Consider the following 16,978-nt stretch of genomic DNA (forward strand, 5'->3'; position numbering starts at 1 on the left):
TTGCCGAGGCTCATGGCCAATCTCCTGATAAGTGACCCTGTAAGCCTAGGTCGGCGCAGCAGGATTGCCCGGTTGATTGTTTCGATCGTCTCGATAGCTCGAGTTATTGCGGTAGCGAGGTCAGATTGCTTTGCCCGCGCTCTGCAAAGAACTGATCCAGCCAGGCCTGGTAGTGCTGCAGGGTGGCGCTCGGCACATAGGCTTTCTGCGCCTGCTGGAAGTAGGCGATCACCTCCGGCTGGCGGGCGATCTGGTCGATCTGCCGAACCAGCTCTGCGCCCTCGCGGGTACGGCTGCAGTAGATGCCGCTGACCAGTGGCGTGCTCGCCTCCTGCAGGGGCAGCAAGCTGAGCCCCTGGGCGGCGCCCTGTTGCTGGACGAACTGGGTGACTTCGGCATATTCCAGCAGGTAGTCGATGCGCCCGTGCGCGAGCATGTCGAACAGGTTGTTGCCGGCGCTGCTGGTCTGGATGCGCAGCAGTCGGGGCTGTACCGCCGGGTCATTGAGCAGCGGATCGAGGCTCGGGCCATAGCTGCGGTCCTGGATCAGGCCACCACGCAGGCGGGTGTCCTGCAGCAGTGCGCGTAGCGAGGCTTCGCGCTGCCCGGCGGTAAAGCGCGCCTGGTCGCTGCTGCGTACCAGCAACTGATGGGGCATGGCGACGAACAGGCCGACATAGTGGCCCAGCTGGTCGCGCTCGGGGGTGCGGATGGTCGGCAGCAGGCAGGTGGTGCCTGGCTGCTTGAGCTGTTCGAGGCCGCGACTGAGGTTGACCAGCTGGAGCCGGTGGCGGTACTGCGGCAGGCGCTCGGTCACTTGCTTGAGCAGGTCGACGATGATGCCGCTATGCGGCTGGCCGTCGCGCAGGTTGACCAGGCCGGGCCAGGGGCTGGTGCCCCAGATGATCTCCTGCGGCTCGGCCCGCAGCTCGGCGCCCAGGGTGAGTAGCGAGAAAACCAGCAGGGCGCGAAGCAGGCGAGCAGGCATGGTCTGAACCAGCAGGGGAGGCCTGTGCAGTCTAGCAAGGCCGCCCGTTTTGGCCGCTTTACCGCTAGCTTTTAACCTGCCAGCAGCCAGGCTCCGGTGATTGCCGAAGCGCCGCCGGCCAGGCGTACCAGGGGTGCCGCGGTCTGCGGCAGGTAGCGCACTAGGGCGTAGCCGCTGGCGTGTAGGGCGGCGGTGGCGATCACAAAGCCGACGGCATAGCCCCAGGGGCTGGCCAGTTCCGGCAGTTCCAGGCCGTGGGCCACACCGTGGGTCAAGGCGAACAGGCTGGTGAGGCCCAGCGCCACGACCATCGGCAGGCGCGCGGCGACCGCTACCAGCAGACCGAAGGCCAGTACCGAGCCGGCGATGCCGGTTTCCAGCAGCGGAATCTGCACGCCGGCGAAGCCGAGCAGGCCGCCCAGCAGCATGCTGGCGACGAAGGTCAGCGGCAGTGCCCAGCGCGCCGCGCCGCTCTGCTGGGCAGCCCACAGGCCGACGGCGAGCATGGCCAGCAGGTGGTCGAGGCCGAACAGCGGGTGGGCCAGGCCGGCCATCAGTCCGGCGTGATCGTGACCGGTGTGGGCGAAGGCCACGGCGGGGGTGAGGAACAGGGCGAGGGCGTAGAGGGATTTGCGCAGATTCATGGGTGTCTCCTGACAGATTTTTGCCGAGGCGGGCCGCTGCCCTCTCCCCCGGCCCCTCTCCCGCAAGCGGGAGAGGGGCCGGGGAGAGGGGGAGGCTTTGAACAGGCTCTTATGCCGCGCTGAGCATGCCGTGGCGTTCGATGAAGGCGATGATCTCGTCGAGACCCTGGCCGACTTTCTGGTTGCTGAAGACGAAGGGCTTGTCGCCGCGCATCTTGCGCGCGTCGCGGTCCATCACTTCCAGCGAGGCTCCGACCATCGGCGCCAGGTCGACCTTGTTGATCACCAGCAGGTCGGACTTGCAGATGCCCGGGCCGCCCTTGCGTGGCAGCTTGTCGCCAGCGGACACGTCGATCACGTACAGGGTCAGGTCCGACAGTTCGGGGCTGAAGGTGGCCGAGAGGTTGTCGCCGCCGGACTCGACGATGATCAGGTCGAGGCCGGGGAAGCGCCGGTTGAGCTGATCCACCGCTTCCAGGTTGATCGAAGCGTCTTCGCGGATTGCCGTGTGCGGGCAGCCGCCGGTTTCCACGCCGATGATCCGCTCCGGCGCCAGGGCTTCGTTGCGCACCAGAAACTGGGCATCTTCCTGGGTGTAGATGTCGTTGGTGACCACGGCGATGTTGTAGCGCTCGCGCAGGGCTAGGCACAGGGCCAGGGTCAGGGCGGTCTTGCCAGATCCGACCGGGCCACCGATGCCGACGCGCAGGGGTTGGCTGTTCATGGATGCTTCCTTATCAAGAGCGGAATAGACGGCTGTACTGGCGCTCGTGCGCCATGCTCGCCAGGGCCAGGCCAAACGCGGCGCTGCCCCAGTGGGCGGGTTCGAGTGTGCTGGCCAGGCGCTGCGCCTGTTCCAGTTGGGGTAACAGTTGCGAGGTCAGGCGTTGCGCGGCTTGTTGGCCGAGCGGCAGGGTTTTCATCAACACCGCCAGCTGGTTTTCCAGCCAGCCCCACAGCCAGGCGGCGAGGGCGTCCTGCGCGTCGATCTGCCAGGCGCGGGCGGCCAGGGCCCAGGCGGCGGCCAGGCCGATTTCGGCGTGCCCGGCAAGAAAGTCGCGGGCGGCCTGATCCAGTTCCGGTAGGCCGTCGAGCAGTTGCCGGAGCGAGTAGCCCATCTGCCGGCTTTCCAGGGCCAGCTCACGGGTCTCGCGGCTGGCGCGGTGCTGCTCGGCCAGCGCGCCCAAGGCTGACCAGTCCGCGCTGGCGGCGGCGGTGCAGTGGGCCAGCAGCAGCGGCGCTTCGAAGCGCGCCAGGTTGAGCAGCAACTGATCGCCGATCCAGCGCGCGGCGCTGTCCTGGCTGTCGACCAGGCCCTGCTCGACGGCCATTTCCAGGCCTTGCGAGTAGCTGTAACCGCCGATGGGTAGCTGCGGGCTGGCCAGGCGCAGCAGGGCCCAGGCTTTATTCATGCGCTGTAACCGGCAGGAGAAGGGCTATGGCCTTGTTCACAGGCGTACGCCGAACTGGTGCAGGCGCGGTGCGTAGCTGAACTCGGCATCGCCGGCGTGGGAGTGGTGATGGCCGCCGCCATAGGCGCCGTGTTCCGGTTGGAACGCGGCTTCCACGGTACAGGTGGTGGCGCCGAGCTGGTCGAGCATGGCCTTGAGCACATAGTCATCGAGCAGGCGCAGCCAGCCGTCGCCCAGCTGCAGGGCGACGTGGCGATTGCCCAGGTGGTAGGCCGCGCGGGTCAGCTCGAAATTGCTCTCGCAGGTGACGTGCAGCAGGCTTTCCGGGCGGGCGCAGACGCGTACGATGCGGCCGTCCTGGGCGCGTAGGAAGTCGCCATCACGCAGCGGCGACTGGCCGCGGTCGAGGAACAGGCCGACGTCTTCGCCGCTCGCGCTGAAGCAGCGCAGGCGGCTCTTGCTGCGCGCATCGAAGTTCAGGTGCAGCTCTTCGTCCCAGTGTGCCTGGGGTTCGAGGCGGTGGTGAATCACCAGCATGTCGGGCTTCCAGCCAGAGGAGAGTGCTGGAGCTAGAGCAAGGGGCTTGCCAATTCGGGCACAGGCGCACCGATGGGCCGCGCTGCCTGATTGCGGTGCTGGTGGGTGGGCTTTTCTGGTGCGCTATAGGTGTGTATGCCTGATTTTGGTGCGCGGCGCTCGGTGATGGGCAGCGCTGCTGTAGGGCGGGTGCAACCCGCGGCCTCAGCAACGCGGGTTGCACCCGCCCTACAGCCTTTGCCCAGTCGAGGGGCCGACGTCAGTCAGGGCTCGGAGCGGTTCAGCTGCTTACTCGTCGCCGCCGCCCAGGCCACGCCATAGCTTGGCGCCGACGAAGATGAAGCGCAGCTGCTGGATCATCTTCGCTTCCGGGGTCAGGTGCGCCGGCAGGGAGGGCGCCGGTGGGTCGATCAGTTCCGGCAGGGTGGCGAAGATGGTTTTCACCACCAGGTCGGCGAGTACGTCCAGCGCTGGGCGGTCGAGGTGCTGCAGTTTGGGCATCTGGCTCAGGTCGGCGACCAGATCCGCGGCGATGCTGGCGCGCAGGGTGCCGATCGCCAGGCGCACCGACAGCGAGCCGCCATATTGCTCGCGGGCGAGGAAGAGGAATTGCGAGCGATCGGCAGCAACGGCGGTGAGGAAGATGCGCACCGAGGCGTCGATCACCCCGCCCAGCTCGAACTCGTTGTGGCGCACTGCGCGGATGGCGTTACGGAAGGTCTCGCCGACCTCGGCCACCAGCGCCAGGCCCAGTTGGTCCATGTCTTCGAAGTGGCGGTAGAAGCCGGTCGGCACGATCCCGGCGGCGCGGCTGACTTCGCGCAGGCTCAGGCTATCGAAACCGCGGTTGCTGTCCATCAGCTCGCGGGCAGCAGCCATCAGGGCTTGGCGGGTCTGCTGTTTCTGTGTGGCGCGTGGCGACATGGGCTCTCGGTGTTCCGGCCTGGTGCGGGTTTGCGCCGCACTCTAGGGTCTGTTGCCGTTTCGGCGCAAGCCGCGTTGCAGCGAAAAATCTCGCCAGGCTAGGCGTGGGACGCCGGCAATGGTCATTCCCTTGGCAAGTCCCGCAACGACGCATGGCGAGATTTTCCGCGCAACCCGAAGGGACGGGCCCGTTTTTTCGCGGGACGTCGTTGCTCGACGGCTCATTTGGACGACCAAACCTCGCGTCTCGCGCCTAGCCCCGCGAAAAAATGGGCTCCGTCGCGGTCGCGGCGAAACGGCAGCAGACCCTAGAAATGCGCTTTGTGGGCGTCGAACAGGCTTTTCAGTGTACGAGTGTTGACTGAGTGGCGAGTGTCTGCCATTTTTGTGTACAAGTGTTCACTGGAGTTGTGCCATGACCCTAATCCCGCTGAGCTGGTCGCGTGTCCTGACTCCTTTGCTGCAGCCGCTGCGCTGGCTGGTGAGGCGGCGCTGGTTGCGTGAGGCCGAGGTGGATGCCGTATTGGCCTGGCTGCAGCCAGGCTGGCGCCTGAACCGGGTGTTCGCCCGCGTCGAGGGGCGCGCGTGGGTGGCCGCAGACATGCTCGCCCTGCGCCTGCGCTGCAACGGCAATGCGCGCGGCTGGCGCGCCGGCCAGCATGTGCAGCTGTACCTGGAGTTGGATGGCGTGCGCCACAGTCGCAGCTACAGCCTGACCCGCGTCGGTCGCGGCGGGCGCATCGAGTTGGCCATCCGGCGTCAGCCGGGCGGGCGTCTGTCCAATCGCCTGCTCGATCATCTGGCCGTCGGCGGCGTTCTGGAGCTGGGCCAGGCCCAGGGTGAGCTGTGCTGGCCGCAGGAGTCTGCCGGCGTCGTCCTGCTGGCTGCCGGCAGTGGTATCACGCCCTTGCTCGGCCTGCTGCGCGAGGCGCTGAGCCGGGGCTGTGCCGCGCCGATCAGCCTGCTGCATTACATCCGTGACCAGGGCCAGCGGCCGTTTGTCGAGGAACTGCAGCAACTGATGCAGCGCCATCCGAACCTGAGCGTGCGCTGGGCGCTGACCGGCCAGGTGCAGTCCGACGCCGAGCTGCACGGGCGCTTTACCGGCGAGCATCTGCAGGGGCTGGCGCTGGACAGCGTGCTGGCCTGCGGGCCGGCCGGCTTCGTCGAGAGCGTCGCCCGGCACTGGCGCGGGCCGCTGCAAGTGGAAGCCTTTACCGCCCCTGAGCGCAGTGTCGAACCCGGCAGCGCGGTGCGCCTGGGTTTTGCCCGCACGCGCCAGCAGGTCACGGGGGACAGCGCGCGCAGCCTGCTCGAACAAGCCGAGGCCGCCGGCCTGCGCCCGGCCCATGGCTGTCGCCAGGGCATCTGCGCCAGCTGCACCTGCACCCTGCTCAGCGGCACAGTGCGCGATTTGCGCAGCGGCGCGCTGTTCGCCGAGCCGGGCCAGCCGATCCGCCTGTGCATCAGTGCGCCGGCGGGCGATGTGGATATCGATCTGTAATTGCCGCCTGCCGTTGCGGCAGGCAAACCGAGGTGACGACTATGCGTAGCGATCGCGAACTAAGCCGCGTGGAACTGGATGCCTTGGGCGCCGAACTGGATGCCCTGCGCAGTCGTACCCTGGCCGATCTGGGCGAGGCGGATGCGCGCTATATCCGTCGGGTGCGCGCTGCCGTGCGGCTGTGCTGCTGGAGCGGGCGGGCGCTGCTGATGCTCGGCTGGTTTCCGCCGACCTGGCTGCTCGGCACGCTGCTGCTGGGGCTGGGCAAGATCCTCGAGAACATGGAGCTGGGCCACAACGTCATCCATGGCCAGTACGACTGGATGAACGACCCGGAGTTCGCCGGGCGCCGCTACGAGTGGGATATCGCCGGCCCGGCCGATTTCTGGCGGCACACCCATAACCATGTGCACCACACCTGGACCAATGTGCTGGGCATGGACGACGACGTCGGCTACGGCCTGGTGCGCCTGTTCCCCGAACAGCGCTGGAAGCCTTTCTACCGCTGGCAACCGCTGTGGGTGACCTTGCAGGCGCTGCTGTTCCAGTACTCGATTGCCATCCAGCACCTGCGTCTGGACCAGGTCTACAAGGGCAAGATGAGCAAGGACGAGCTGTGCCCGCTGCTGCGCCAGTTCAATGCCAAGGTGCTGCGCCAGTGGTGCAAGGATTATCTGTTCTTCCCGCTGCTGGCCCTGCTGCTGGGCGCCAACGCCCTGGCCGTGCTGGCGGGCAATGTGCTGGCCAACCTGCTGCGCAACCTGTGGACCTTTGCGGTGATCTTCTGTGGTCACTTCACCGAGCAGGCGGCGGTGTTCAGCAAGGCTTCGGTGGTTGGCGAGAGTCGCGGTCACTGGTACCTGCGCCAGTTGCGTGGGTCGAGCAACCTGAGTGGCGGCAAGCTGTTCCACATCCTCACCGGCAACCTCAGCCACCAGATCGAGCACCACCTGTTCCCCGATCTGCCGGCGCGGCGCTATGCGGCGTTGGCCGTGGAAGTACAGGAGATCGCCGAACGCTATGGCCAGGTCTACAACTGCGGCAGTTTCACTGCGCAGCTGGCCACGGTGCTGCAGCGCATCTGGAAGTACCGTGTGCCGCAGGCTGACGTGGTTGCAGCCTAGGGGCGCCGATGTAGGAGCGAGCTCTGCTCGCGAAGCTCTGTAGGGGCCTGGTTCGCGAGCAGAGCTCGCTCCTACGGCATGGTTCGGGTTGTTAGCGCTGGAACGAGCAGGTCAGGTAACGGTTGCTGAAGCCGTAGCGCAGCATCGCGCCGAGGCGGGCGAACAGGTACAGCGGGTGCCGCTGGTAATACAGCAGTACAGCATTGCCGACGCCTTCCGAGCGGTGCTGCTTGGCCTGGTCCGGGCGCTTGGAAAACAGCCCCTTGAACTGCCACCACTGGATCTGCTCGAAGTGCTCTTGCGGGCGCAGGCCATGCTGGCGGAACAGGGCGAAGAACGAGCGGCGGCTGAAGTCGTGCAGGTGGTGCGGGTTGCCGTCCAGGGTCGGGGTAATCGGCACCGAAGCGATCACTCGACCCCCTGCGGCCAATAGGCGGGCGTAGTTGTCGATCAAGCGCTGCGGGCTGGGCAGGTGCTCGATGGTTTCCAGGCTGACGATGCTGTCGAACGGCTGCTCGGCGGCGAACTGCTCGGCATCGGCGCAGACGTAGCGCAGGTTGGGCAACTGGTAGTGTTGCTGGGCATAGGCAATGGCGGCCGGGTCGATATCGACGCCGGTGACCAGGCGCTGCGGGTTGCGCTCGGCCAGCAGGGCAGTGCCGTAGCCGCAGCCACAGGCCATGTCGAGGATGTGCTCGCCGCTCAGCTGCTGGGCTGCGAACTCGTAGCGCTCCATGTGGAGGCGCAGGGTGTTCTGGTCGTCGCTGCTGTGCGGGTCGAGATCCTTGGGGTAGATCCGCTCGATGGTGTGCATGGCTGCCCTGCCTGATTCTGGTCGGCTAGGACTATAAGGCAGTCAGCTATGGCGCGCCCAGCCGGGGCTGTCGTCGGCCATGAAAAAGCCGGTGAATGCTGGGCAGTCACCGGCTCGTTCGGCTGGGTTGTGTTGCTTCACGGGTGAGACCTTACTGCTGGCGGATATCGATCAGCGTGCGAGGCCTGCCGGCTTCAGGCTGCGCGGAAGGCCTTGGTGCGCTCGGAACCGTTCTCGGCGACAGCGTCACGCTGGTGCAGACGGTCGGCACCGCCTTCGGCCACGCGGAAGGCCTTGGTGCGCTCGGAGCCGTTCTCGGCGACAGCGTCACGTTGGTGCAGACGGTCGGCACCGCCTTCGGCCACGCGGAAGGCCTTGGTGCGCTCGGAGCCGTTCTCGGCGACAGCGTCACGCTGGTTCAGACGGTCTGCACCGCCTTCGGCTACGCGGAATGCCTTGGTACGTTCGGCACCGCCCTCGGCTACGTGGTCACGCTCGATCAGACGGTCGGCACCACCTTCGGCTACGCGGAAGGCCTTGGTACGCTCTGCGCCGCCTTCGGCAACGCGGTTGCGCTCGATAAGGCGGTCGGCACCACCCTCGACAACGCGGAAGGACTTGGTGCGTTCGGCGCCATCTTCGGCAACACGGAAAGCCTTGGTGCGTTCGCTACCGTTCTCGCTGAGGGTTTCGCTGCTGTGGGCGGCTTTGACTTCGGTCAGCGGCGGCTGGTCTTTGCCGGGCAGGGCGAAGGCGGAGGTGGTCAGGGTGGCCAGGATCAGGCTGGCGAGAATCTGCTTTTTCATTTTGGGCTCCTTGTGGGGGCATAGGTGAGTACGGAGCCCATACTACTCACGGAGCCTGAATACAGAACTTGACCCTCCTAATAGTAACCATCGATGCGCGTGATGGTTCGCTTTGGAGGCTCTACAGCGCGGCTTTAGGCCTGATCAAGGCTGCTCGCGCTGCTTGCGCCGGCTCGACCACTGGCCCCATTCGAAGCCCAGTACCACCAGCAGCGACAGGGCAAACGGCAGCAGCAGGTAGAAGCCGCGGAACACGATCAGTGCGGCCAGCACATCGGCGGTGGGCAGTTCCGGCATGGCGGCCAGAAAGGTCACCTCCAGCACGCCGAGGCCGCCCGGAGCATGGGACAGCAGGGCCAGGGAGAAGGAGGCGAGGAATACGCCGAGCACCACCAGGTAGCCCGGATTGTTCTCGGCCGGCAGGGCGAAATAGATGATCGCCGCGGCGCAGGCCAGCTCCAGAGGACCGGCCAGCAGTTGCTTGGCGACGATGCCCAGGCGCGGGTATTCGACGTGCAGCTTGCCCCATTTCCAGGGTTTGAACTGGCGCCAGGAACCCAGCACGTAGAGCGCCACCAGGCCAAGCATCAGCGAGCCGATCAGTATCGACAGCCAGGGGCTGACATCGGCGACACGCTTGATCAGGTCCGGCTGGCAGACCAGTACGGCGCCGCCGGAAAGCAGGGTGCCGAGGGCAAAGGTGAAGGAACAGAAGAAGATCAGCAGGCCGATTTCCTGGGCGCCTAGGCCCTTGCTGCTGTAGGCGCGGTAGCGCACCACCGCGCCGGAGAACACCGAGGCGCCGATGTTGTGGGCCAGGGCGTAGGTGGTGAAGGAGCACAGGGTGATGAACCACCAGGAAATCTTCTTGCCCAGGTGGGCGATAGCGATGCGGTCGTACCAGGCCAGTGCGACATAGGCGCCCAGCGTCGCGCCGGCGGCCATCAGCCAGTTGTGCACGCGGATGGCGTGCAGGCTGTCGGTGAGCTCGTCGAGGGAGATGGTGCGGATTTCCCGGTACAGCAAGTAGCAGGAAAATACGACTGCGGCCAAACCGATCATGGTCCAGATCCAGTCGCTTCTTTTCATCATCAGCGGTGGCTCCTTGAACCAGTGCGGTCATCCTGGGTGGTACGCGGCCGGTACATTGTTTGGGTATAGCAGGCCGGCTGGCGTGAATCGGGCTGCAGTATCAGGGAGGCAGGCGCCCGGCTCAAGCGATTCGCTGGGCACGGGCGTAACCAGCTGTTACGACATCAGAGCAGATGCCGCGGTGACGGGCCTTGCCGCAGATCAGTGGATGCGCTGATCGGGGCTGGCGGGGAGCAGGCGGATGGCGATGAACTTGGAGGTGGGCGTGTGGCTGCCGACGCCGAAGCTGTCCAGCGGCACCAACGGGTTGGTCTCCGGATAATAGGCGGCGGCCTGACCGGCGGGGGTGTCGTAGGCGAGCAGGGTGAAGCCTTTGACCCGCCGCTCGATACCGTCGTCCCACAGCGACAGCAGATCGACTTTCTGCCCCGCCGCGAAACCCAGGCGCTGGATGTCCGCGGCGTTGACGAAGATCACCTCGCGCATGCCATGCACGCCGCGATAGCGGTCATCCAGGCCGTACAGGGTGGTGTTGTACTGGTCGTGGGAGCGCAGGGTCTGCAGCACCAGGTGGGGCTTTTCCGCCTGGCTGCGCACCTCGGCCGGCAGCAGGTGCTCGGGTAGGGCGTGGGCGATGAAGCGGGCCTTGCCACCCGCTGTATTCCAGCGCCGCGCGCCGGCCGCGTTGCCCAGGTAGAAGCCGCCGGGCTGGGTGATCTGCTGATTGAAATTGGCGAAGCCGGGCAGGGTGTCGGCGATCAGCTCGCGGATGCGCGCGTAGTCCTCGATCAGCCACAGCCAGTCCACCGGCTGCCGACCCAGCAGCGCGTGAGCGATGCCGGCGACGATGGCCGGTTCCGAGCGCATCTGTGCCGACAGCGGTGCCAGCTGGCCCCAGGACGCATGCACCATGCTGAACGAATCCTCCACCGTCACCGCTTGCGGGCCATTGGCCTGGCGGTCGATGTCGGTACGCCCGAGGCACGGCAGGATCAGCGCCTGGCGGCCGTGCATCAGGTGGCTGCGGTTGAGCTTGGTGCTGATCTGCACGGTCAGCTCGCACTGCTGCAGGGCCGCGTGGGTGCGTGGGCTGTCCGGGGTGGCCTGGGCGAAGTTGCCGCCCAGACCGATGAATACCTTGGCCTGGCCGGCCAGCATGGCGTTGATCGCTTCCACCGTGTTGTGCCCGTTGGCGCGCGGCACTTGGAACTGGAAACGCCGCTCCAGCGCATCGAGGAAGAACGCCGGGGGCCGCTCGTTGATGCCCATGGTGCGGTCGCCCTGCACGTTGCTGTGGCCGCGCACCGGGCACAGGCCGGCGCCGGGCTTGCCGATATTGCCGCGCAGCAGCATCAGGTTGGCGATTTCCTGGATGGTCGCCACCGAGTGGCGGTGCTGGGTGATGCCCATGGCCCAGCAGGTGATCACCCGCTCGGCACCGGCATACAGGCGTGCGGCCTGTTCGATCTCGCTGCGCGCCAGGCCCGACTGCTGTTCGATCTGCGCCCAGTCGCTGGCCGCCACCGCCGCCAGCCAGTCGTCCAGACCGTCGGTGTGGGCGTCGATAAAGGCCTGGTCGAATACGCTGCCCGGCTGCTCGCGTTCCCACTGCAACAGGAACTTGGCCATGCCGCGTACGGCGGCCATGTCGCCGCCCAGGTGCGGGCGGAAGTAGGCGCTGCTGGTTGGCCGGTCGCCGTTGCTGAGCATTTCCAGCGGGTGCTGTGGGTGCTGAAAGCGCTCCAGGCCGCGCTCCTTCAGTGGGTTGAAGCAGACCACACGCGCGCCGCGCTCGACCGCCTCGCGCAGCGGTTCGAGCATGCGCGGGTGGTTGGTGCCGGGGTTCTGGCCGAACACGAAGATGGCGTCGGCATGCTCGAAGTCGGCGAAGGTCACCGTGCCCTTGCCCACGCCGATGCTTTGCCCCAGGGCCACGCCGCTGGCCTCGTGGCACATGTTCGAGCAGTCGGGGAAATTGTTGGTGCCGTAGGCGCGCACCATCAGTTGGTAGAGGAAGGCCGCTTCGTTGCTGGCCCTGCCCGAGGTGTAGAACTCGGCCTGGTGCGGGCTGTCGAGGCCCTTGAGGGTGTCGGCGATCAGGGCGAAGGCGGCGTCCCAGCTGATTGGCAGGTAACGGTCGCTGACCGCGTCGTAATGCAGCGGCTCGATCAGCCGGCCCTGGTGCTCCAGCCAGTAGTCGCTCTGCTCGCGCAGCTGGGCGACGCTGTAGCGGGCGAAGAACTCGTGGCCGATGCCGCGCTTGGTGGCTTCCCAGTTGACCGCCTTGGCGCCGTTCTCGCAGAACTTGATATGGCCGCTTTCCGGCGAGTCGCCCCAGGCGCAGCCGGGGCAGTCGAAGCCGCCGTTCTGGTTGGTCTTGAGCAGGGCGCGCAGGTTCTTGAATGGCTGTTTGCTGTCCAGCCAGTGCTGGGTCACGCTGCGCAATGCGCCCCAGCCGGCGGCCGGGCCACTGTAGGGCTGGTAACGTGGCTGGCTGCTCATGCGGGTACTTCCTCTATAACCGGGGCCGGGCTGTAGACCCGCGGTGCGCTGTGGTGCGGCAGGTGGATCAGGTTGAGCTGCTGGCGGCGCGCCCAGTCCACGGTCAGCGCAGTCGGAGCCGAGAGGCTGACCAGGCTGCCGATGCCGGCGCGTACGGCCTTGTGCAGCAGTTCCAGGCTGCAGCGGCTGGTGACCACGGCAAAGCCGTGGCGGCTGTCCAGGCCTTCGCGCTTGAGCGCACCGATCAGCTTGTCCAGGGCGTTGTGCCGGCCGATGTCCTCACGACACAGGCGGATCGCCCCATCGCTATCGACGAACAGCGCGGCATGCAGGGCGCCGCTTGAGCGGGCCTGGTGCTGCACGGCAGCGATGCGCTGGCGCAGCTCATAGAGATGGGCGGCTGCCGGCAAGGGGCTGGCGGGCAACACCGGCAGTGGCGGCAGGGCCTGCTCCAGGGCCTCGACCCCGCACAGGCCGCAACCGCTGGTGCCGGCCAGCTGCCGGCGCTGCTGCTTGAGCGCCCAGAAGGCGCGACTGCTGATCTGCACCTCGGCGTGCAGGGCGGCGCCGGTGCCGCTGAGGTGGATATCATAAATCTCGTCGATGGACTCGACAAAGCCGGTGCCGAGGCTGAAACCGTGGATGAAGTCTTCCAGTTCGCCGGGCGAGACCATCATCACCGCCTGGCTGATGCCGTTGTAGCTGATGGCCAGCGCGGCTTCCCCGGCCAGGCTGGTCTGGCCCATGGCTGGCGTGCCTTGCAGCTCGGCATAGGCGTAGCCGGCAACGCTGGCGTGCAGCTCGCTCGGGGTGATGGCCTGGGTTGGGCAAACGGTGTGGCGTGGCATGGGCGCGGCCCTCGCTGGCGGCGGGTATGCGCACAGCCTAGGCCGCAGGGTAGGGGGCGTCTAATTGCTGTTGCCGATGCTGTGATCGAGCCTGTCTATCAGGCTTTGTGGGTGCGCCTGGCGTTCGTAGGGCGGATCGCGCTTTATCGATCCACCGCGCGGCGCCGTGGTGGATGAAAAAAGCGTCATCCACCCTGCGGCCTGATCCTGTAGGAGCCAGCTTGCTGGCGATCGGCAGGCAGCGTCCCGCTGATCGCCAGCAAGGATTAGCCCTGGCTCCTACAAAAAGTTGTGCTGAATAACAGTATCTACGGGGGCGGCATTTCGGCCAGCAAGCGCTGCGCCTCGGCGAAGCAGGCTTCGGCCAGGGCCGAACGGGGCGCGTTGTTGCGCAGGATCAGGCCGAGCGGGGCGAGGGTGTGGGCGTCGACGATGGGGGTCAAAGCCAGGTGCTGGTTGAACTCGTCCAGACCGCTGTCCAGCGGCATGATCGCGCAGCACAGGCCGGCGTTCACCGCCTGCAGCAGCTGGTGCACGGCATCGCTCTCCAGCCGCGGCTGCGGGGTCAGGCCGCGGCTGCGGAAGCTGTGATCGATCGACTGGCGAAAGTGCATGCCGGCCGAGAGCAGGCCGAGCGGCAGTTCGCTCAGTTCTTCCCAGCTCAGTTGCGCCTGTTCGAAGCCAAAATGCCGACGATCATGCAGCAGGCCCATGCGTGTCTCGGCCAGTTCCAGGCTGCTGAAATGCTGGCGATCCAGGCGCTCCAGGTAAGACAAGCCGAGGTCGAGCTGATTGCGCCCGAGGCGTTCGAGGATCTGCTCGCTGCTCAGGGCGAACAGCTGGAAGCGCAGCCCCGGGTGCTCCTCGGCGAACAGGCTGACCAGGCGCATCGGGTCGAAGCCGCCGAGTGGCACCACGCCCAGGCGCAGGGTGCCGACCAGTTGTCCACGGCAGGCCGCCGCCTCGGCATATAAGCCATCCTCGGCCGCCAGCAGGCTGCGCGCCCAGGCCAGCACACGCTGGCCGGCCTCGGTGAAACCTTCGAAGCGCTGGCCGCGCTGCACCAGTTCCAGGCCGAGTTCTTCTTCCAGATTGCGCAGGCGCATGGACAGGGTCGGCTGGGTCACATGACAACGCGCCGCGGCCTGGCCGAAGTGGCGGGTTTCATCGAGGGCGACGAGGAACTTGAGCTGTTTGATATCCATGGGGTCGACTGGCCGGGCGACCGGCTTGGCCGCCTGCCGACGATACTGACCCGGCCTGCGCCTGTCAGCTCAAGGCTGCGAGGTGTTATCCACGGCTGTCAAAAATATGCAACTACCCAGCAAGGTGCTGCTTGGCGCAACCGCAGCAATTACAGTCTGTTACACGAGTTAATCTGACGAATGACCGATTAGCGTGCAGGTAATTCGTCGTTTTTGTTTGACATATTTTACGTATTTGCCAGACTGCGCGACCTTGAACGGGAGCGTGCAGTCACCCGTCATGAATGGTCATAACAAAAACCTGTAGTCCGCCGTTCCCTCCTGCGCCTCTTGCGCGGGTTATGCATGCGGCGGGCTGAAGTCTGTGGAACGGGAAACATGCTGATCTGGTTCGTTGCGCTCTATCTGCTGGTCACCGTGGGTATCGGCTTCTACGCCGCCACACGAGTGAAGAACTCCCGCGACTTCGCCGCCGGCGGTCGCAGCATGGGCTTCCCCATCGTCGCCGCCATGGTGTTTGCCACCTGGTTCGGTTCCGAGGCGGTGCTGGGTATTCCCGCCACCTTCATCGAGGAAGGCTTCGCCGGCATCATCGAAGACCCGTTCGGCTCCTTCGGCTGCCTGATGCTGGTCGGCCTGATCATCGCCCGCCCGCTGTACCGGATGAACCTGCTGACCATCGGCGACTACTTCCGCAAGCGCTTCGGGCCGAATGTCGAGCTGATCATCAGTCTGGTCATCGTGGCTTCCTACCTGGGCTGGATCGCCGCGCAGCTGACCGCCCTCGGTGTGGTGTTCAACGTGATCTCCGACGGCGCCATTAGCACCACCCAGGGCATGTTCCTCGGCACCTTCATCGTGCTGCTGTACACCCTGTTCGGCGGCATGTGGTCGGTAGCCCTGACCGACTTCTTCCAGATGATCATCATCGTCGTCGGCCTGGTCTACCTGACCTGGCTGATCGGTGACATGGCCGGCGGTGCCGACAAGGTGATCGCCCACGCGGCCAGCGAAGGCAAGTTCACCTTTATCCACGGCTTCGAGGCCAAGGACATCGTCGCCTTTATCGGCGCGGCGCTGACCATGATGCTCGGCTCGATCCCGCAGCAGGACGTTTACGCCCGGGTGATGTCGGCCAAGACCGAGAACATCGCCGCGCGCGCCTCGATGTTTGGTGCCGGCTTCTACCTGTGCTTCTGCATGCTGCCGATCTTCCTGGCCTACGCCGCCTCGATGATCGATCCGGCGATGGTCCAGCGCTGGCTAGCCGAAGACGCGCAGATGATCCTGCCGCACCTGATCCTCGAGAAGACCCCGCTGTTCGCCCAGATCATGTTCTTCGGCGCGCTGCTCTCGGCGATCATGTCGACTGCCTCCGGCACCCTACTGGCGCCGTCGGTGACTTTCACCGAGAACGTGCTCAAGCGCTTCGTGCCGGTGATGAGCGACCAGCAGTTCCTGCTGGCCATGCGCATCACCATCGTGGTCTGCGCCATCGCCACCCTGAGCTTCGCCCTGTACTCGGATGCGAGCATCTACGAGATGGTCGGCAACGCCTACAAGGTGACCCTGGTTGCCGCCGTGGTGCCGCTGTTCGCTGGGCTGTTCTGGAAGCGCGCGACCACCCAGGGCGCGCTTTTTGCGATCTTCTTCGGTCTGACTTCGTGGATTTATCTGGAGTACAGCCTGACCGACGAGGCCTTCTGGCCGCCGCAACTGGCCGGCCTGCTGTTTAGCTTGGCGGGCATGCTGATCGGTACCTTGCTGCCACAGTGGAGCAGCAATCGCAGCAATACCCTGGTGACTCAGCCCGAGTAAGGCTGGTTGCTGGCTGACGAACCCCGCCCATTGGCGGGGTTTGTCGTTTCAGGGCTGGCGGTAGAGGTGGCCTATATAGAGCTGATTTTCCGCGGCGCCGCTCAGCGTTAGGTGTGTGCTCTCGTTTTCCAGCAGCAGGCCCTGGCCTTCGCCCAGTGTCTGCACGCTAGCGTCCGCCAGCTGCACGGTGACTCGGCCGCGCTGGCAATAGATCAGCAAAATGTCGGCGTCGTTGTGCAGCGTCTGCGCGCCGTCCAGTTGCAGTCGCTGCAACTGGTGGCGCCAGGCGCTACGCCGGGTCATCAGGTTGAAGTCGCCGACTGGGCCGTCCAGCAGCTCGGCGCTGACCTCGTCTTCGCCGGCGAAGATCAGGGGCGGATCGCCGGGGCGCAGTTGCCTGGGCTGGCCGTTCAGGCGCAGGTCCAGACCGGCGCCTTCGAGCAGCGCCAGGCTGCGGTCGACTCCGGCAAACCGCGAGAACGGCCCGCCGCTGGCGATCTGGGCGCAACTGATGCGCCAGGCGAAATCTTCCAGTCCGGCACCCGCCGGGGCTATGGCCAACTCGCAGGTAATGCCGCCGCCATTCTTCCAGGGCATCTGCCGCGCCTGGTGGCGGTCGAGTCGCTGAATCGGCATGCCGTTCGTCTCTTGATTAAATGTATATACATAATGAGCGACTGCCTTCCCCTGCGCAACTGGCGCTCTAGCTGGATTGCGTGCGGTATTGTGCAGTGTGGTCAGCAAGCATGTGGCATGCTGC

General features: G+C 65.9%; 16 protein-coding genes. 3 read left to right on the forward strand and 13 right to left on the reverse strand.

Translation table 11 applies throughout. The features are described 5' to 3' along the window. Positions 1–103: 103 nt before the first annotated feature. The 6 genes from LRS11_RS09640 to LRS11_RS09665 all read right to left on the reverse strand — a co-directional run bounded on the left by LRS11_RS09640 (position 104) and on the right by LRS11_RS09665 (position 4,505). Positions 104–988 (reverse strand): hypothetical protein, encoded by an 885-nt coding sequence (locus tag LRS11_RS09640; protein ID WP_260496598.1) that lies wholly within the window; start codon positions 986–988, stop codon positions 104–106. Between the two features lie 71 nt (positions 989–1,059). After that, the gene (locus LRS11_RS09645; RefSeq protein WP_260496599.1) at positions 1,060–1,632 is read right to left on the reverse strand and encodes a HupE/UreJ family protein; all 573 of its coding nucleotides are present in this window, start codon (positions 1,630–1,632) and stop codon (positions 1,060–1,062) included. Between the two features lie 109 nt (positions 1,633–1,741). After that, positions 1,742–2,356: an urease accessory protein UreG gene (gene ureG / locus LRS11_RS09650; RefSeq protein ID WP_173203380.1), complete on the reverse strand. Its 615-nt coding sequence runs from the start codon at positions 2,354–2,356 to the stop codon at positions 1,742–1,744. Positions 2,357–2,369: 13 nt separating this feature from the next. Next, positions 2,370–3,044 (reverse strand): urease accessory protein UreF, encoded by a 675-nt coding sequence (locus LRS11_RS09655; RefSeq protein ID WP_260496600.1) that lies wholly within the window; start codon positions 3,042–3,044, stop codon positions 2,370–2,372. A 36-nt stretch (positions 3,045–3,080) separates the two neighbouring features. Continuing rightward, positions 3,081–3,581 (reverse strand): urease accessory protein UreE, encoded by a 501-nt coding sequence (gene ureE, locus LRS11_RS09660; protein WP_260496601.1) that lies wholly within the window; start codon positions 3,579–3,581, stop codon positions 3,081–3,083. Positions 3,582–3,869: 288 nt separating this feature from the next. Further along, the gene (locus LRS11_RS09665) at positions 3,870–4,505 is read right to left on the reverse strand and encodes a TetR family transcriptional regulator (RefSeq protein WP_260496602.1); all 636 of its coding nucleotides are present in this window, start codon (positions 4,503–4,505) and stop codon (positions 3,870–3,872) included. A 415-nt stretch (positions 4,506–4,920) separates the two neighbouring features. On the opposite strand from LRS11_RS09665, the gene LRS11_RS09670 reads away from it, so the two are divergent. Both LRS11_RS09670 and LRS11_RS09675 read left to right on the forward strand, forming a co-directional pair. Then, positions 4,921–6,009: a ferredoxin reductase gene (locus LRS11_RS09670; protein ID WP_260496603.1), complete on the forward strand. Its 1,089-nt coding sequence runs from the start codon at positions 4,921–4,923 to the stop codon at positions 6,007–6,009. 41 nt (positions 6,010–6,050) lie between these two features. Beyond that, positions 6,051–7,133, forward strand: a complete 1,083-nt coding sequence (locus tag LRS11_RS09675) for a fatty acid desaturase family protein (RefSeq protein WP_260496604.1) — start codon at positions 6,051–6,053, stop codon at positions 7,131–7,133. Between the two features lie 91 nt (positions 7,134–7,224). Here LRS11_RS09675 and LRS11_RS09680 read toward each other — a convergent pair whose 3' ends face one another. The 6 genes from LRS11_RS09680 to LRS11_RS09705 form a co-directional block, all read right to left on the reverse strand. Continuing rightward, entirely contained in the window at positions 7,225–7,947 is a 723-nt protein-coding gene (locus LRS11_RS09680; protein WP_260496605.1) for a class I SAM-dependent methyltransferase, read from the reverse strand. 194 nt (positions 7,948–8,141) lie between these two features. Further along, the gene (locus LRS11_RS09685; protein WP_260496606.1) at positions 8,142–8,753 is read right to left on the reverse strand and encodes a hypothetical protein; all 612 of its coding nucleotides are present in this window, start codon (positions 8,751–8,753) and stop codon (positions 8,142–8,144) included. A gap of 144 nt (positions 8,754–8,897) precedes the next feature. Next, on the reverse strand, positions 8,898–9,845 hold the full coding sequence (locus LRS11_RS09690) for a YbhN family protein (protein ID WP_260496607.1): 948 nt from the start codon (positions 9,843–9,845) through the stop codon (positions 8,898–8,900). A gap of 201 nt (positions 9,846–10,046) precedes the next feature. Next, on the reverse strand, positions 10,047–12,347 hold the full coding sequence (locus LRS11_RS09695; protein WP_260496608.1) for an FdhF/YdeP family oxidoreductase: 2,301 nt from the start codon (positions 12,345–12,347) through the stop codon (positions 10,047–10,049). Beyond that, complete coding sequence (gene fdhD, locus LRS11_RS09700; protein WP_260496609.1) at positions 12,344–13,195, reverse strand: formate dehydrogenase accessory sulfurtransferase FdhD; 852 nt, start codon at positions 13,193–13,195, stop codon at positions 12,344–12,346. The genes LRS11_RS09695 and fdhD overlap by 4 nt, the downstream gene beginning before the upstream one ends. Before the next feature lie 308 nt (positions 13,196–13,503). Continuing rightward, positions 13,504–14,400: a LysR family transcriptional regulator gene (locus tag LRS11_RS09705; RefSeq protein WP_260496610.1), complete on the reverse strand. Its 897-nt coding sequence runs from the start codon at positions 14,398–14,400 to the stop codon at positions 13,504–13,506. Between the two features lie 378 nt (positions 14,401–14,778). Between LRS11_RS09705 and LRS11_RS09710 the strand changes: the two genes are divergently transcribed. Then, positions 14,779–16,218, forward strand: a complete 1,440-nt coding sequence (locus LRS11_RS09710; RefSeq protein ID WP_260496611.1) for a sodium:solute symporter family protein — start codon at positions 14,779–14,781, stop codon at positions 16,216–16,218. Between the two features lie 48 nt (positions 16,219–16,266). Here LRS11_RS09710 and LRS11_RS09715 read toward each other — a convergent pair whose 3' ends face one another. Further along, complete coding sequence (locus LRS11_RS09715) at positions 16,267–16,854, reverse strand: HutD family protein (RefSeq protein ID WP_260496612.1); 588 nt, start codon at positions 16,852–16,854, stop codon at positions 16,267–16,269. Between the last annotated feature and the right edge of the window lie 124 nt (positions 16,855–16,978).

The organism is Pseudomonas sp. J452 (genome assembly GCF_024666525.1).
Taxonomy (GTDB): Bacteria; Pseudomonadota; Gammaproteobacteria; order Pseudomonadales; family Pseudomonadaceae; genus Aquipseudomonas.

What these genes read in the sequence shown, in the direction of transcription:
- LRS11_RS09705 (WP_260496610.1), bottom strand. Translation starts at nt 14,400, where the DNA reads ATGGATATCAAACAGCTCAAGTTCCTCGTCGCCCTCGATGAAACCCGC.
- LRS11_RS09675 (WP_260496604.1), top strand. Translation starts at nt 6,051, where the DNA reads ATGCGTAGCGATCGCGAACTAAGCCGCGTGGAACTGGATGCCTTGGGC.
- LRS11_RS09645 (WP_260496599.1), bottom strand. Translation starts at nt 1,632, where the DNA reads ATGAATCTGCGCAAATCCCTCTACGCCCTCGCCCTGTTCCTCACCCCC.
- ureG (WP_173203380.1), bottom strand. Translation starts at nt 2,356, where the DNA reads ATGAACAGCCAACCCCTGCGCGTCGGCATCGGTGGCCCGGTCGGATCT.
- LRS11_RS09680 (WP_260496605.1), bottom strand. Translation starts at nt 7,947, where the DNA reads ATGCACACCATCGAGCGGATCTACCCCAAGGATCTCGACCCGCACAGC.
- LRS11_RS09640 (WP_260496598.1), bottom strand. Translation starts at nt 988, where the DNA reads ATGCCTGCTCGCCTGCTTCGCGCCCTGCTGGTTTTCTCGCTACTCACC.
- ureE (WP_260496601.1), bottom strand. Translation starts at nt 3,581, where the DNA reads ATGCTGGTGATTCACCACCGCCTCGAACCCCAGGCACACTGGGACGAA.
- LRS11_RS09710 (WP_260496611.1), top strand. Translation starts at nt 14,779, where the DNA reads ATGCTGATCTGGTTCGTTGCGCTCTATCTGCTGGTCACCGTGGGTATC.
- LRS11_RS09665 (WP_260496602.1), bottom strand. Translation starts at nt 4,505, where the DNA reads ATGTCGCCACGCGCCACACAGAAACAGCAGACCCGCCAAGCCCTGATG.
- LRS11_RS09715 (WP_260496612.1), bottom strand. Translation starts at nt 16,854, where the DNA reads ATGCCGATTCAGCGACTCGACCGCCACCAGGCGCGGCAGATGCCCTGG.
- LRS11_RS09695 (WP_260496608.1), bottom strand. Translation starts at nt 12,347, where the DNA reads ATGAGCAGCCAGCCACGTTACCAGCCCTACAGTGGCCCGGCCGCCGGC.
- LRS11_RS09685 (WP_260496606.1), bottom strand. Translation starts at nt 8,753, where the DNA reads ATGAAAAAGCAGATTCTCGCCAGCCTGATCCTGGCCACCCTGACCACC.
- LRS11_RS09655 (WP_260496600.1), bottom strand. Translation starts at nt 3,044, where the DNA reads ATGAATAAAGCCTGGGCCCTGCTGCGCCTGGCCAGCCCGCAGCTACCC.
- fdhD (WP_260496609.1), bottom strand. Translation starts at nt 13,195, where the DNA reads ATGCCACGCCACACCGTTTGCCCAACCCAGGCCATCACCCCGAGCGAG.
- LRS11_RS09670 (WP_260496603.1), top strand. Translation starts at nt 4,921, where the DNA reads ATGACCCTAATCCCGCTGAGCTGGTCGCGTGTCCTGACTCCTTTGCTG.
- LRS11_RS09690 (WP_260496607.1), bottom strand. Translation starts at nt 9,845, where the DNA reads ATGATGAAAAGAAGCGACTGGATCTGGACCATGATCGGTTTGGCCGCA.